Origin of the sequence: Alloyangia mangrovi (assembly GCF_002300555.2) — a bacterium.
Lineage (GTDB): Bacteria > Pseudomonadota > Alphaproteobacteria > Rhodobacterales > Rhodobacteraceae > Salipiger > Salipiger mangrovi.
Window position 1 is genome coordinate 1 of sequence record NZ_NTHN02000056.1, and the last position, 12,682, is coordinate 12,682.

Consider the following 12,682-nt stretch of genomic DNA (forward strand, 5'->3'; position numbering starts at 1 on the left):
CGCCAGTGCCCCCGCGGCGATCGCCGCGCGCAGATCGGCGGGCGCGCCGGGCAGCGCGCCGAGATTGGCGACCTCGGATCCCTCGACGCGGCCCCAGGAGGCGCGGCCGTCGTGTTCAAAGCTGATGAAACGCATGATGGATGTCCTTCCCTGTCCCTGCCGTCACGACGAGGCGGCCTGCGCCGCCGCGGGCTGCGTCAGCCCCAGCGCCCGCCCGAGGCGGGTGATCTCGGCGCTCATCTGGGGCGCGCTTGCCGCCAGCGCCGCGGTGTAGAAATCGGGGCGCAGCAGGACGTGGGCCGCATCCCTCGCGCCCAACCACGCAGCGAGATGCCCCTCGGGGTCGGCCACGTCGCGGCTCAATACGAGCTGCCTTGCGCCGAGCCGCGCCAGCACCGCGCCTGCCTCGGCGCTCAGCGCCGCCTCGCCGCGTGACAGCAGCACCCAGCCGCCGCCGGTCACCGCGTCGAAGAGCCCGCCGTCCGCACGCACCACGGGGTTGATGAAGCGCTCGCCCGCCCCGGCGCCGACAAGGTCGGAAGCAATCGGCGCGATGAGTTCGGCCGCGGTCCGGATGTCCTGTTGCGCCCGGACCCGCACGTCGCGCGCCCTGGCCTCCTCGGGGTCGAGCACGCAGATGTACTTGCCCGCCTCGATCGCCTTGCCGATCACGTGGCGCACCTGCGCGTCGCGCTCGGCCTGGTAGCTGTCGAGCAGCGTGGCGTCAGCCTGTCCCGCCAGCACCAGCTCGAGCTTCCAGGCGAGGTTGGCGACGTCGCGCAGCCCGTGGCACATGCCCTGGCCGAAGAAGGGCGGCGTCTGGTGCGCGGCATCCCCGGCGAGCAGCACCGGCCCGACGCGCCAGTCGGTCGCGACCAGCCCGTGGAAACGGTAGGTGGCGGCGCGGATGATCCGGTGATTTGCCCCCTGCACCCAGGGTGCGACCAGCGCTGCGACGGTCTCGGGCCGCGACATTTGCGCGTCGTCCTCGCCCGGCAGCAGCATGAATTCCCAGCGGCGGTGGTTGCCCCGCCCCGGCACGATGGTCGCCGGGCGGGAGGGGTCGCACATCATCACCGACAGGCACTGCAGGTTCGCTCCCTCGGCGACGCCCGTCAGCGCGGGGAAGGAGATCGGCCCGTCGACCTCGGCATCGACCACCAGCCAGGGCTCCTCGAAATCGAGGTCGTCGAGCGTCACGCCAAGCGCCTTGCGCACCGTGCTGCGCGCGCCGTCGGTGCCGAGCACCCAGCGCGTGTTGATGCTCTCGCCCCCGGTCAGCGCCAGCCGGGCCTGATCGCCCAGCACCTCGAGCCCGGTCACCTCGCAGCAGAGGCGCAGCGTCACGTTCGGATGGCGCGCGAGCCCGGCGCGCAGCACCGCTTCGAGCTCGGGCTGGTAGAAGAAGTAGTCGTTGGCATAGCCGAAGGGCCGCGGCTTGCCCGCCGCGCTCAGGTAACGGATGACGCCGTGGTCGGCCCCGATGTGCAGGTGCCCGTCGGCGGGCAGCAGCAGGCCTTCGAGCGGCGCCAGCAGGTCCGCGTCGGCAAGCAGGCGGAGCATCTCGTGGTCGACATGCACCGCGCGCGGCAGCGCGTAGGGCGCGGCGTCGCGGTCGAGCACCAGCACGCGCAGCCCGGCCCGACCGAGCAGGTTCGCGGCAAAGGCGCCGACGGGACCGCAGCCGACGATGGTCACATCCCACTCGGGCGTCATGTCTATTCCTCCAAGTCTTTTGGGCAGGTTTTTCAGCGAGCGGCGAGGGCGGGCCGCCATCAGTAGAGTAGCCCCGGCAGCCAGAGCGCGAGCTGCGGCACCGCGAAGAGCACCACCACCAGCACCACTGGCGCGATCAGGAAGGGCAGGATGCCCCGGTAGAGCGTTCCCATCGACAGTGACGCGCTCTGCGCCTTGATGATGAAGAGGTTCATTCCCACCGGCGGGGTGATCAGCCCCAGCTCGACCAGCACCGCCACCAGCACGCCGAACCAGATCGGGTCGAAGCCGAAGCCGGTGACGACCGGCAGGAAGACCGGGACGGTGATCAGCACCATGCCGATGCCCTCGAGGAAGCAGCCCATGACGATGTAGAGCAGGATGATCAGCGCCATCACCAGCGCCGGCGACAGCTCGGCCGCCTGCGCCAGCGCCAGCAGCTTCTCGGGCAGGCGCGTCTGGACCACGAAGTTGGCGAACATGGTGGCGCCGATGATGATCATGAAGAGCGCGCAGGAGATGATGACCGTCGCCTGCACCGCGCGGGTGAAACCCTCAAGGCTGAGCGTGCGGCGCAAGAAGCCGATCACCACCGCGCCGAAGGCGCCGACCGAGGCGGCCTCGTTGGGGCTGAAGATCCCCGCATAGATGCCGCCGATCGAGACGAGGAACAGCAACATGAACTGCCAGGGCCGCAACAGCGCCCGGAAGCGCTCGGCCGTGGTCACCGTCTCGGCCCCCGCCGCCGGGCCCGAGCGGCCAGCGAGCAGCACAGAGACCACGACGTAGAGCAGCATCAGCACGATGCCGGGGATCAGCGAGGCGGCGAAGAGCCGGGCCACAGAGGCCTCGGCGATCGAGCCGTAGATCACCAGGATGATCGAGGGCGGGATGAGGATGCCGAGCGAGCCGCCGGCGGCGACCGAGGCGGCGGCATAGCCGTCCTCGTAGCCCGCCTTCTGCATCTCGGGCAGGGCGATGCGGGTCATGCTGGCGGCGGTCGCCACCGACGAGCCGCAGATCGCCCCGAAGGCGCCCGAGGCGGCAATCGAGGCGATCGAAAGCCCGCCGCGCACCCCTGTGGTGAAGACGCGCGCCGCGCCGAAGAGCTCGGACGACATGCGCGAGCCCGAGGCGACCTCGCCCATCAGCACGAAGAGCGGGATGACCGAGAGCCCGTAGCTCGAGGCGGTGTCGAAGGTGCCGGTCCCGGCGAGCAGCGCGGCAACGGAAAGATCGTTGAGCAGCAGGTTCCCGACGATGCCGACCAGCGCCAGCGCCAGCCACACGGGTTGCCGCAGGAAGAGCAGCAGGAACATCGAGCCGATGCCGGTGAGGCCGAGGGCGAAGGCGCTCATGACTCCACCTCCGCGGCATGGGCCGCGTCCGCCGCTTGCCCGAGCACCCGGCGCAGCGCCGCCCAGCCAGTGCCTGCGAGCCCGGCGAAGGCCACGGCCCAGAGCGTCCAGAGCGGCACGCCCAGCTCCAGCGAGCGGTCGCCGTAGACATAGGCATCATGCGCCGGGCCGAACATCGACCAGCCGAGGAAGACAAGGAAGACGAGCGTGCCCAATGAGGCGAGCAGCTTCAGCAGGCCCAGCATCGCCGCGGGCAGCATGTCGTCGACGATGTCGATGAGGATCTCCCCCTGCCGCGCCACCACCGGCGCCATGCCGAAGAACACCATGACCAGCAGCCCGAAGCCGACCACGTCATAGGCGCCCCGCACGGGGATGTTGAAGACGAAGCGCAGCACCACGTCGGCGACCACGGTGAGCATCATCACGACGACGGCCAGCGAGGCGATGACATGGAAAAAGCGCGTCAGGCGGTCCGGGGGCATCATGCTCGGTCCAGTTCCAGTGAAGTGAGGGGGTCGCTGCGCCCGGCCCCGCGCAGGGACCGGGCGCGACGGATCATTGCGTGTAGGCCGACAGGAATTCCGAGCCCGGCTTGCCCGCGTCATCGACCGCCTTGACCGTGGCCGTGACGATCGGGGCGACATCGGCGCGCAACGTGGCGAGCTGGTCGTCCGACAGCTTGACGATCTGCACGCCGCCCTCCGCCATGTAGGCGCGGCCCTCGGCCTCGCCCTCGTCGAACATCTTGCCGAAGGCCTCGGCGCGATCGGGGCCGGTGGTCTCGTCCACCAGCTTGCGCAGCTCGGGGCTGAGCCGGTCATAGGCCTTGTCGCCCATGACCACCGCGAAGGCGGCCGAGGCGAAGCCGGGCTCGATCGAGTAGCCGAGCACCGGGGCAAGGTCGAAGGACTTGGTCGCCTCGAAGGGGAAGGCGGTGCCGTCCACCACGCCCTTGGCCAGCGCGTCACCGGTCTCGGCGGGCTGCACCGGCACCGGCGAGGCGCCGAGCGCCTCGATCAGCTGCTGCCAGATCGCCCCGGCGTAGCGGATTCGCAGGCCCTTGAAGACCGACAGATCCGACGGATCGGCCGACTTGAGGTGCAGTTTCAGCGGCGGGGTGACCGCCATCCACAGGATATGCGTGCCGGCATGCTCATCGGCGAGGTATCCCGGCGCCAGCTCGGTCAGCCGGCGCGAGGTGATCGCGCTGTCGTTGCCCGCGGCCGGGTAGGTCAGCGGCAGGCCGGCGAGCTCGGCCATCGGGAAGCGCCCCGGGGTCGCGCCGCTCAGCACCACCGCCACGTCCGCGGCGCCGGTCCGTGCGAGGTCGAACTGCCGCGGCGCCGGGCCGAGCTGGCCCGAGGGGAAGAGCTCGACGGTCAGTTCGCCGTTGCTCTTCGCCGCCAGTTCCTCGCCCCATTGCGTGAGCATCCGGTTGAACGCGTGGTTGGGCGGCAAGAAGGTCGAGACCTTCAGCGTTTCCGCAAATGCTGCGGGGGCGAGCCCCAATGCCAGCGCCGCGGCGCACAGCGATCCTTTGATCTTCATGTTCCTCACTCCCTGTTTTGATCTCGTGTCCTGCCGGTCCCCTCCCGGTCCGGTCAGCGCAGGTCCTCCCACTTGCGCGCGAGCCCGGGCCAATGCGCCGAGCCGCCCTGCCGCATCTTCTCGCTGCCCGCCGCGTCGGCAAAGGCGGCGATCCCCGCGGCATAGCTGGGCCGCGCCTGCATCGCGGCCAGCCATGTCCCGATGGCCGGAAACTCTTCCAGCCAGAGCCCGGCGAAGCCGAGCCGCGCGATCCGGTCGACATAGGCGACCAGCGCGACGTCGACCTTCGAAAAGGACTCGCCCATCATCCAGGGCCCCTGCCCCAGCGCCGCCTGCATGTCCCCGAAGGCGCGGCGCAGCTGGCGCAGCGCCTGCTCGACGAAGACGGCATCCAGCCCCTCGTCCAGCAGCGTCCGGCGTTTCATCCGGGCCACCGGGTCGGGCATCCGCGCCAGTATCTGCGCGATCTCCTCGGGCGTGCGGCTGGCGCGGATCGCGCCGCGCATCGCGGTCGAGAAGGAAAGCGTGTTGATCGCCGCGTGGATATCCAGCGTCCGCAGCAACCAGTGCGCCGATGCCACCTCGGCGGTGCGGCCCTTCGGCGAGAGCCGTCCGCCGCCCTTCTCGCGGTCGAGGTAGTCGAGGATCAGGCTCGACTCGACCACCACCAGCCCGTCATCGACCAGCGTCGGCACCACGGCGGCGGGGTTGAGCAGCAGGTAGGCGGGCGCGAACTGGTCGCCCTTCTGCAGGTCGAGCAGCACACCCTCATAGGGCAGGTCGAGCTCGCCGAGACACACGCGGACCTTTTGCGAGCAGACGCTGGTCGGGCCGTGGTAGAGCGTGAGCATGGGTCCTCCTCCCCGCCTGCGGTCAGGTCTCGGCGGCGACCGGGTTGCGCAGCGTGCCAAGACCCTCGATCTCGACCTCGACCACGTCGCCCGCGCGCATCCAGAGCGGCGGCGTGCGCTTGGCCCCGACCCCGCCGGGCGTGCCAGTCGCGATGACGTCGCCGACCTCGAGTTCGGTGAACTCCGAGCAGTATTCGACGATCCGCGCGAGATCGAAAATCATGTCCGAGAAACGCGCCTCCTGGACGATCTCGCCGTTGAGCCGGGTGCGGATCGCCTGCGGTCCGATCTCGCCCATCTCGTCCGGGGTCATCATCCAGGGACCGAATGCGCCTGTGCCGGGGAAGTTCTTGCCCGGGGTGAACTGGTGGGTGTGGCGCTGGTAGTCGCGGATGCTGCCGTCGTTGTAGCAGGCGTAACCGGCGATGTGGCTCAGCGCCTCGGCGCGGGGGATGTAGCGGCCGGGCTTGCCGATGACGATGGCCAGCTCGCCCTCGAAGTCGAGGTTGTCCGACACTTTCGGCACCGGGATCGTGGCAAGATGGCCGGTCTGGCTGTTGGCGTAGCGGGCAAAGATCGTCGGATGCGCGACCTCACTGCGCCCGGTCTCCTTGCGGTGGGTCTCGTAGTTGAGCCCGACGCAGAGGATCTTCGGCGGGTTCGGCAGCACCGGCAGCCACTCGACCTCGGCCAACGGATAGGCCTGCGCCCCGGCTTCAGCCTCGGCCACGCCGGCGAGCCCGCCCGCGATCGCTGTCCGAAGATCGGCATAGCGCGCCGTCAGCGCCGCGCCGACATCGACGAAGGCCTCCTCCGTCACGATCCCCCAGCTCTGCCGTCCGGCAATCTTCACCGTCGCAAGTTTCACACCGTGTCTCCCGTCACGCCGCGCATCGCGGCCCCTCCTCCGGCGCATCCCGGAGGCCGCCGCTGATCCTTGGGTAATATACAAATTACGACTCATCAACATAATTTATATTTTTTCTTTTCGAGGTACATAATGTATGGAGACACCAAGGAAGAGAGACGGGGACCGGATGGACCACAGCACGCCAGACAGCACCAAGACCACCAGCCTTGCCGGATCGATCCACGACCGGCTGCGCACGGATATCCTGACCGGGCGACTCGAGCCGGGGCTGAAGCTGCAGATGAAGCTGCTGACCGAGCGCTACGACGCCGGGCAGACCCCCCCTGCGCGAGGCGCTGAACCGGCTGTCCTCCGAGGGGCTGGTCGAAAGCCGGGTGCAGCGGGGCTTCTACGTGAAGCCGGTGCACCTCGACGAGCTGCGCGAGCTGACCAAGACCCGCTGCTGGCTCGAGGCGCTGGCGCTGCGCGAGTCGATCGCCCATGCCACGCCCGACTGGGACGAGGAGCTGATCATCGCCCACCACCGGCTGACCCGCACGCCGCGCTCGCTCGACCCCGAGCGTTTCGAGGACAACCCCGAGTGGGAGCGCCTGCACCGCGACTTCCACAAGGTGCTGATTTCGCGCTGCGGCTCGACGCCGCTGCTGGAGTTCTGCGAGCAGCTGGCCGACCGGCTCTACCGCTACCGGATGCTTTCGATCCGCAAGGTCTTCACCACACGGCACGTCAAGGACGAGCATGCCGAGATCCTGCAGCTGGTGCTCGACCGCGACAGCGAGAGGGCGACCGAGGCGCTGACCCACCATTACAAGCGCACCGCCGACGCGGTACTGAAGGACCTCGGCACGCCGGACCCGCGGGAAGACGGCTGAGCCCCTTCCCGCGCCCGTCACGCGTCAGCGCTCCTGCCCGGCCAGCAGCGCCTGCAGGGTGACAAAGCCCAGAAGGTCGCGGCCGAAGGTGTCGTCGGCGGTGCCGAAATGGCTGACGATCGAGATATGGTTGTGCCCCGGCGCCGAGGCGATCAGCGGCAGGCGGCCGTCGCGCTCGGCCAGCGCCTCGATCATCCGCCGGGTCTGGTCGATGATCACGTCGGGCTCGTTCTGGGCATAGGCGATCATCACCGGGATCTCGCGCCCAGCGACCGCGCCCACGACCGATTGCGCCGCGCGGTCCCCCTTGGCACCGTAGTAGAGCAGGTCGCGCTCGGGATCGAGGTCTCGCCCCCGCAGGTCCGCCACCGGGGGCGAGATCAGCACCGCGCCGATCACGCCGTCATCGGCGTGCTGCAGCTCCTCGCGGAAGACGTAGTCGGCCACGTGCATCGCCCCGGCGGAATCGCCGATGACCACGATCTTCGACGGATCGCCGCCGTGTTCAGCCACGTGCGCCGACAGCCAGCCGAGCGCCGCGCCGACGTCCTCGGCCCCGGCGGGCCACTGCGCCGCGGGCGCGAGCCGGTAATTCATCGTCACCGCGACCACGCCCTGCCGTGCGAACCAGCGCGCCATGTTGACGATCTCGCCCTTGTCGCCGCGCACGAAGCCGCCGCCATGGACCAGCAGCACCACCGGCAGCGCCTCGGCACCCGCGGGGGCGCGGAGGTCGAGCAGGTTGCGCGCGTCCGGCCCGTAGGGTTGGTCCGCGGCGACGGTAAGCCCGGCATCGTCCGCCCCTGCCAGCATCTGACCGTAGAGCTTCATCGTGGCGCCGACCATCTCGCGCGACATCTCGCGGCCAAGCCCCTGCAGCGTGGCCAGCGCCTCGGGCGTGTCGGTGATCTGCGCCGACGCGGGCAGCGCCAGCACCGCGGCCAGCATCAGTGCGGGCAGCGAAAGTCGTGTCGTCATCTCGGGTCCTCCTCCCCTCGTTGCGCCCTCCTCAGGCGCCGATCGTCCTATCCAGGAATGCGCGGATCGTCGGCCAGACCGGGGCCTGGACCGGCACCTCCGCCTCGCCGCCCGCCGCCGCGCTGCGCCAGCGCATCATCTCGCGCGGGCCCGCCGCGTCCATGTCGGTGCGGTTGAGAAAGCCGTGGCCCAGCCCCTCGATCCTCAGCAATTCGGCCCGCGCCCCCGCCGCGTCCAGCCCGTCGAAGAGGCCGCGGCTCTGCGCGAACGGGATCGCGCTGTCGTAGCTGCCGTGCAGGATCAGGAAGGGCGGCGCATCGGGCCGCGCCCGCGTCGAGGGATCGGCGGCGGCGGCGCGCTCCGGCAGCGCGGCGACCGTGCCGCCGAGGAACAGGCACTCCAGCGCCTCGGGATCGGTCATCGGGCGCGGCGGCGGCAGGTGCGCGGACTCGGGATCGGTTCCGGGCAGCGCCGCGGGATCGCGCTGCGCGTCGAGCAGGGCGAAGCTCACCGGCCCGTAGCCGTCGACCACCGCCGCCACCTCCGACGAGACGCCCGGCCACTCGTCCGAGATGAACTCCGCCGGGGCCAGCGCCGCGAGGCTCGCGAGGTGGCCACCCGCCGACGAGCCGAGCAAGGCGATGCGTCCGGGGTCGATGCCGTAGTCGTCCGCGTGGCTGCGCAGCCAGCGCACCGCGGTGGCCGTGTCGATCACCGCTGCCGGGAACGGCGCCTCGGTGCTCAGCCGGTAGTCGATCGAGACCATGGCGTAGCCGCTCTCGGCGAAGTGCCGCGACAGGTCCGGCGCCAGCCGCCGGTCGCCGAAGCGCCAGCCGCCGCCATGCAGGAAGATCACCGCCGGGTGCGGCCCGAGGCACTCGGGCAGGTAGACGTCCGCCAGTCGCGGGACGCCACCCGCGCGCGAGAAGACCTGGTCGGCCAGCAGCCGCACGCCGGGGCGCAGCGCGGGCAGTTCGGCGCGGCTCATGCGTCGGCCCCGGGTTTTGCCCCCTCGGGCCGTCCCAGCGGCACGATGTCGAGCGCGTCGAGCTTTGCCAGAACGCGGTCGAAGCGGAAGGGCGGCGGGTCCTGCGGATAGACGGTGCGGTCGGTGGGATCGCCGAGCGTGTAGAAGAATTCCTCGAAGACGCCGGGCACCAGCCAGCCGATGATCTTGGTGTAGGGCTCGAGGAACTGGAAGGCATGCGGCGTGCCGCGCGGCACGAAGAGGAAGTCGCCCGGCGCCAGCTCGAGCTCCTCCTCCCCCGCGCGCATACGGATCCGGCCCGCGGCACAGAAGAAGGTCTCGTCGTGCCTGAGGTGCATGTGCGGCGGGATCATCGGACCCTGCGGCCCCTCGGTCAGCAGGGTGAGGAAGCGCCCGTCGCTCTGCGCATTGCCCCCGGCAAAAGTGAAGAGCTGGTCGGCCACCACCAGATGCGCGCCGCAGCCCGCCTCGAGCACGTAGGGCACGGCCGCGTCCGGCAACGCGCGCAGCGGCGCCCGGACCGGCAGACCCTCGGACAGCGCGCCGAGGATCTCGGTGTCGCAGCCGGGCGCGTTGGCCTCGGTCAGGTCCGCCCATGTCCCCGCGTCCCGGTCGGGTTGCACGTAGCCCGCGTATGGCGTGCCCAGCCCGGCGAGCAGCCCGCCCGCCTCGGCCCCGGTGTGGAAGAGCATCGCGCGGTTGCGCAGCCGCGTCATGCGCAGGCCATAGTCCGTGCCCGCGGGGATCGAGGCGTAATCGCCCCCGACCAGCCGCCAGCAGGCGCCCTGCATGAAGAGCTCGATTTCGCCCTCGAGCACCTGCAGTGCCACGTGGCTCTGCGCATGGCGCAGCATCGGCAGCCCCGCGTCGCGCCCGCCGGTCAGCATCGACAGCGCGAAAGCCCCGCCTGTCTCGGCCGCACCCGCGTAGGCCGAGGTGACCATGCCGCCGACAAGATGACGCGGCCCCATGCCCGCGCGGATGCCGTAGGGCGCGGCCTCTCCGGGCAAATGGTTGAAACGCATGAGCTGTCCTCCCGCCGTGGCGTCGTGGTCTCGTGACCCCGACTTATCCGGCAGAAGCGACCCAAGCGGAAATTGATTGTTTGGACCGTGACCTATCGGTCCGGTGAATGTATCGCCCCGCCCTCTCCCGGCTCGCGCGCGAGGGTCATCATCAGATCGCAGAGCCAGCGCAGCCCAGTGTCACCCTCGGCATGACGGCCCCATTGCAGCACCAGTCGGTTCGCAGGAATGTCAAAGGGCAGCGGACGCACCGCCAGCGGCAGCACCTCCGCGAACTGCCGCGCGGTGCGGTCGGGCAGCGTGCCGAGCCGCTCGGTGCCGAGCACGTGCCAAGGCACCGCGGCATGACCCGAGACGGTGACGCTGCCCGAGAGCTGGCCGTGCAGCTGTTCGACGAGAATGCGGTCGATCGGCGTCTTGCGGTCGGGGCCAAGCTCGAGCAGCACGTGATCCGCGCCGACATAGGCCTCGGCGGTCAGCGGACGCGCGGCGATCTCGGCATCGCGCCAGCAGATCACCGAGTAGGGCTCATCGTAGAGTGGCGCCTGCGGATGGCCGCCCGCGGCATATTGCAGGGGGATGGCCAGCAGGTCGATCTCGCCCCGGTCGAGCTGCGCCTGCGGGTTGCCGCCGAGCGGGCGCACCACCAGCCGGATGCGCGGCGCGCGCGTCCGCACCTCGCGGCCGACGCAGGCAAGAAAGCCCAGCGAGACCGCCTCGGCCGCCATGATGGTCACCTGCCGGTCCTGCGCCGCGGGGTCGAAGGCGCCGGGCACCAGGACCCGCGCCTCGATCTGCCGCAGCACCGCCGCGACCTCACGGTGCAGCACCCGGCCGCGGTCGGTCTGCGCCATCTGCCGCCCGACCCGGACCAGCAGCTCGTCCTCGAAATGATCGCGCAGGCGGGCCAGCGCGTTGCTGGTCGCCGCTTGGCTGAGGTTAAGCCGCCGCGCCGCCGCGCTGACGCTGCTTTCGTCGAGCAGCGCCTCAAGGGCGACCAACAAGTTCAGATCGAGTCCACGAAAGCGCATGGTGGGCCTGCCTCAAAAACTCTGTTGCACCAGGTGTGCAGCAATCCGAAAAAGTTCTCAGCCCGATTCTATAGATAAGCGTCGGCTGACTGAAAGCCTCGAACGGCGCGGCTTGAGAGCTAGCAGGATGCACTGATTTCTGTGGCCCTACATGCTTCACGGCTGCGACAAAGAGGGGTGACATGAGCGATCTCTTCTGGCGAACCGACGCGCAGATGGCACGTTTGGCCCGTCCTTTCCCAAGTCACAAGGGAAATCCCGGGTTGACGGAAAGCGGGTGCTGAGCGCATCGAGATAACATTCGGCAGGATCAAGGAACGGAGGCGCGTCGCGACCGGTTATGACCGCTGCCCCAAGGAGATCCTCTCTGCCATCGCGCTCGCGGCTCTCGTCAACTATTGATTATGAATCCTGACCCCAAAATCGTATCGCGAGCATGGCCATCGAAAACTCCAAACGCCTTCTGGCCCGGCTCCGCTTCCGCCAAGTCCGCTGCTTTCTTGAAGTCGCGCAGCGCGGCAGTTTCGTGGCCGCCGCAGATGTGCTGGCGCTGACCCAGCCCGCCGTCTCGCGCTCGATCCGCGAGCTTGAGACGACGCTTGATGTCACGCTCTTCGACCGCTCGCAGCGCGGCGCGGTGCTGACGGTGCATGGCCGCAAGCTATTCGACGCCGCTGAGGCCGCCATGGCGCTGCTGACCGAGGGGCTGCAAGCGACACAGGACATGGGCGGCAGCCGAGAACTCTTGCGCATCGGTGCCCTGCCCAACGTCTGCGGGCTGACGCTGCCGGGGATCATCGAGGATTTTCAGCGGCTCTACCCGCACAGCACCGTGCGCGTCGTCTCGGGCTCCAACTCGGAGCTGCTGGCGCGGCTGCGGCAGGGGGCGCTCGACGTGGTGATTGGGCGGCTGTCGGATTCTACCGCCATGCACGGGCTCAGCTTCCAGCACCTATACGACGAGTCGATCGTCTTCGTGGTTGGCACCGAGCACCCGCTCGCGCAGCCCGGGGCGAGGGTCGATCTGGGCACGCTGCTTCAAGAGCCCATGCTGGCGCCAATCCCCGGCACAATCATTCGGCAGGAGCTAGAGCGCTTCTTGGTTAAGAGCGGCTTTGTCACCCCCGACTTCGCCATTGAGTCCATCGACGCGGGGTTCAATATCAAGACCATCCGCGCCGCAACCCACGTGGTGGTGACGGTCGAGGCGCTTGTTGCGGACGCCAGCGCAGCGGGCGAGGTGGTGATCCTGCCGATCTCGGACGAGACGCTAAAAGGGCCGGTCGGGCTGACGACGGTGCCCGGCACGCAGGAGGGCGCGGCGCTGCGGACCTTGCTGACCATGGTCCGCGAGCGCCTCTCCCGCGCACCAATTCATACCGAATTTGGTATGTATCGGGCCGAGAAGGAATAGGTCATTCCCTCATGCATGATATAGTCT

The 12,682-nt window shown here is 69.5% G+C and carries 13 protein-coding genes and 2 pseudogenes; 4 read left to right on the forward strand and 11 right to left on the reverse strand.

Going from position 1 to position 12,682, the window contains the following annotated elements; all coding sequences use genetic code 11:
• The 7 genes from CLG85_RS27880 to CLG85_RS22210 all read right to left on the reverse strand — a co-directional run.
• On the reverse strand, positions 1–135 hold a 135-nt coding region (locus tag CLG85_RS27880), incomplete at its 3' end, for an Rv2993c-like domain-containing protein (protein ID WP_375796945.1).
• 27 nt (positions 136–162) lie between these two features.
• Positions 163–1,716, reverse strand: coding sequence for a bifunctional 3-(3-hydroxy-phenyl)propionate/3-hydroxycinnamic acid hydroxylase (locus CLG85_RS22185; protein WP_260350025.1), 1,554 nt, complete (start codon positions 1,714–1,716; stop codon positions 163–165).
• 59 nt (positions 1,717–1,775) lie between these two features.
• Positions 1,776–3,074 carry a TRAP transporter large permease gene (locus tag CLG85_RS22190; protein ID WP_260350026.1) on the reverse strand — a complete coding sequence of 433 codons (1,299 nt, stop codon included), beginning with the start codon at positions 3,072–3,074 and terminating at the stop codon, positions 1,776–1,778.
• Complete coding sequence (locus CLG85_RS22195; protein ID WP_176476658.1) at positions 3,071–3,562, reverse strand: TRAP transporter small permease; 492 nt, start codon at positions 3,560–3,562, stop codon at positions 3,071–3,073. Before CLG85_RS22195 ends, CLG85_RS22190 begins: the two co-directional genes overlap by 4 nt.
• Positions 3,563–3,632: 70 nt before the next feature.
• Positions 3,633–4,625: a TRAP transporter substrate-binding protein gene (locus CLG85_RS22200; RefSeq protein ID WP_260350028.1), complete on the reverse strand. Its 993-nt coding sequence runs from the start codon at positions 4,623–4,625 to the stop codon at positions 3,633–3,635.
• 53 nt (positions 4,626–4,678) lie between these two features.
• On the reverse strand, positions 4,679–5,476 hold the full coding sequence (locus CLG85_RS22205) for a glutathione S-transferase family protein (RefSeq protein WP_260350029.1): 798 nt from the start codon (positions 5,474–5,476) through the stop codon (positions 4,679–4,681).
• 22 nt (positions 5,477–5,498) lie between these two features.
• Positions 5,499–6,344, reverse strand: coding sequence for a fumarylacetoacetate hydrolase family protein (locus tag CLG85_RS22210; RefSeq protein ID WP_095883524.1), 846 nt, complete (start codon positions 6,342–6,344; stop codon positions 5,499–5,501).
• 326 nt (positions 6,345–6,670) lie between these two features.
• On the opposite strand from CLG85_RS22210, the gene CLG85_RS22215 reads away from it, so the two are divergent.
• The gene (locus tag CLG85_RS22215; protein ID WP_375796946.1) at positions 6,671–7,219 is read left to right on the forward strand and encodes a GntR family transcriptional regulator; all 549 of its coding nucleotides are present in this window, start codon (positions 6,671–6,673) and stop codon (positions 7,217–7,219) included.
• 24 nt (positions 7,220–7,243) lie between these two features.
• Here the strand turns inward: CLG85_RS22215 and CLG85_RS22220 are convergent, their stop codons facing one another.
• The 4 genes from CLG85_RS22220 to CLG85_RS22235 all read right to left on the reverse strand — a co-directional run bounded on the left by CLG85_RS22220 (position 7,244) and on the right by CLG85_RS22235 (position 11,241).
• Positions 7,244–8,197, reverse strand: coding sequence for an alpha/beta hydrolase (locus CLG85_RS22220; protein ID WP_260350032.1), 954 nt, complete (start codon positions 8,195–8,197; stop codon positions 7,244–7,246).
• A 31-nt stretch (positions 8,198–8,228) separates the two neighbouring features.
• Positions 8,229–9,185 (reverse strand): alpha/beta hydrolase, encoded by a 957-nt coding sequence (locus CLG85_RS22225; protein ID WP_260350033.1) that lies wholly within the window; start codon positions 9,183–9,185, stop codon positions 8,229–8,231.
• A complete protein-coding gene (locus tag CLG85_RS22230; protein ID WP_260350034.1) occupies positions 9,182–10,210 on the reverse strand; it encodes a cupin domain-containing protein in 1,029 nt (342 codons plus the stop codon). The genes CLG85_RS22225 and CLG85_RS22230 overlap by 4 nt, the downstream gene beginning before the upstream one ends.
• A gap of 92 nt (positions 10,211–10,302) precedes the next feature.
• The gene (locus tag CLG85_RS22235; protein WP_260350036.1) at positions 10,303–11,241 is read right to left on the reverse strand and encodes a LysR family transcriptional regulator; all 939 of its coding nucleotides are present in this window, start codon (positions 11,239–11,241) and stop codon (positions 10,303–10,305) included.
• Positions 11,242–11,423: 182 nt separating this feature from the next.
• Between CLG85_RS22235 and CLG85_RS27885 the strand changes: the two are divergent.
• The 3 genes and pseudogenes from CLG85_RS27885 to CLG85_RS22245 form a co-directional block, all read left to right on the forward strand.
• Positions 11,424–11,527 (forward strand): annotated as a pseudogene (locus CLG85_RS27885) (IS5/IS1182 family transposase); the annotation flags it as partial.
• Positions 11,527–11,643 (forward strand): annotated as a pseudogene (locus CLG85_RS22240) (IS5/IS1182 family transposase); the annotation flags it as partial. The pseudogenes CLG85_RS27885 and CLG85_RS22240, both read left to right, overlap by 1 nt.
• Positions 11,644–11,677: 34 nt before the next feature.
• Complete coding sequence (locus tag CLG85_RS22245; protein WP_095880920.1) at positions 11,678–12,655, forward strand: LysR substrate-binding domain-containing protein; 978 nt, start codon at positions 11,678–11,680, stop codon at positions 12,653–12,655.
• Positions 12,656–12,682: the final 27 nt, after the last annotated feature.

What these genes read in the sequence shown, in the direction of transcription:
- CLG85_RS22185 (WP_260350025.1), bottom strand. Translation starts at nt 1,716, where the DNA reads ATGACGCCCGAGTGGGATGTGACCATCGTCGGCTGCGGTCCCGTCGGC.
- CLG85_RS22190 (WP_260350026.1), bottom strand. Translation starts at nt 3,074, where the DNA reads ATGAGCGCCTTCGCCCTCGGCCTCACCGGCATCGGCTCGATGTTCCTG.
- CLG85_RS22195 (WP_176476658.1), bottom strand. Translation starts at nt 3,562, where the DNA reads ATGATGCCCCCGGACCGCCTGACGCGCTTTTTCCATGTCATCGCCTCG.
- CLG85_RS22200 (WP_260350028.1), bottom strand. Translation starts at nt 4,625, where the DNA reads ATGAAGATCAAAGGATCGCTGTGCGCCGCGGCGCTGGCATTGGGGCTC.
- CLG85_RS22205 (WP_260350029.1), bottom strand. Translation starts at nt 5,476, where the DNA reads ATGCTCACGCTCTACCACGGCCCGACCAGCGTCTGCTCGCAAAAGGTC.
- CLG85_RS22220 (WP_260350032.1), bottom strand. Translation starts at nt 8,197, where the DNA reads ATGACGACACGACTTTCGCTGCCCGCACTGATGCTGGCCGCGGTGCTG.
- CLG85_RS22225 (WP_260350033.1), bottom strand. Translation starts at nt 9,185, where the DNA reads ATGAGCCGCGCCGAACTGCCCGCGCTGCGCCCCGGCGTGCGGCTGCTG.
- CLG85_RS22230 (WP_260350034.1), bottom strand. Translation starts at nt 10,210, where the DNA reads ATGCGTTTCAACCATTTGCCCGGAGAGGCCGCGCCCTACGGCATCCGC.
- CLG85_RS22235 (WP_260350036.1), bottom strand. Translation starts at nt 11,241, where the DNA reads ATGCGCTTTCGTGGACTCGATCTGAACTTGTTGGTCGCCCTTGAGGCG.
- CLG85_RS22245 (WP_095880920.1), top strand. Translation starts at nt 11,678, where the DNA reads ATGGCCATCGAAAACTCCAAACGCCTTCTGGCCCGGCTCCGCTTCCGC.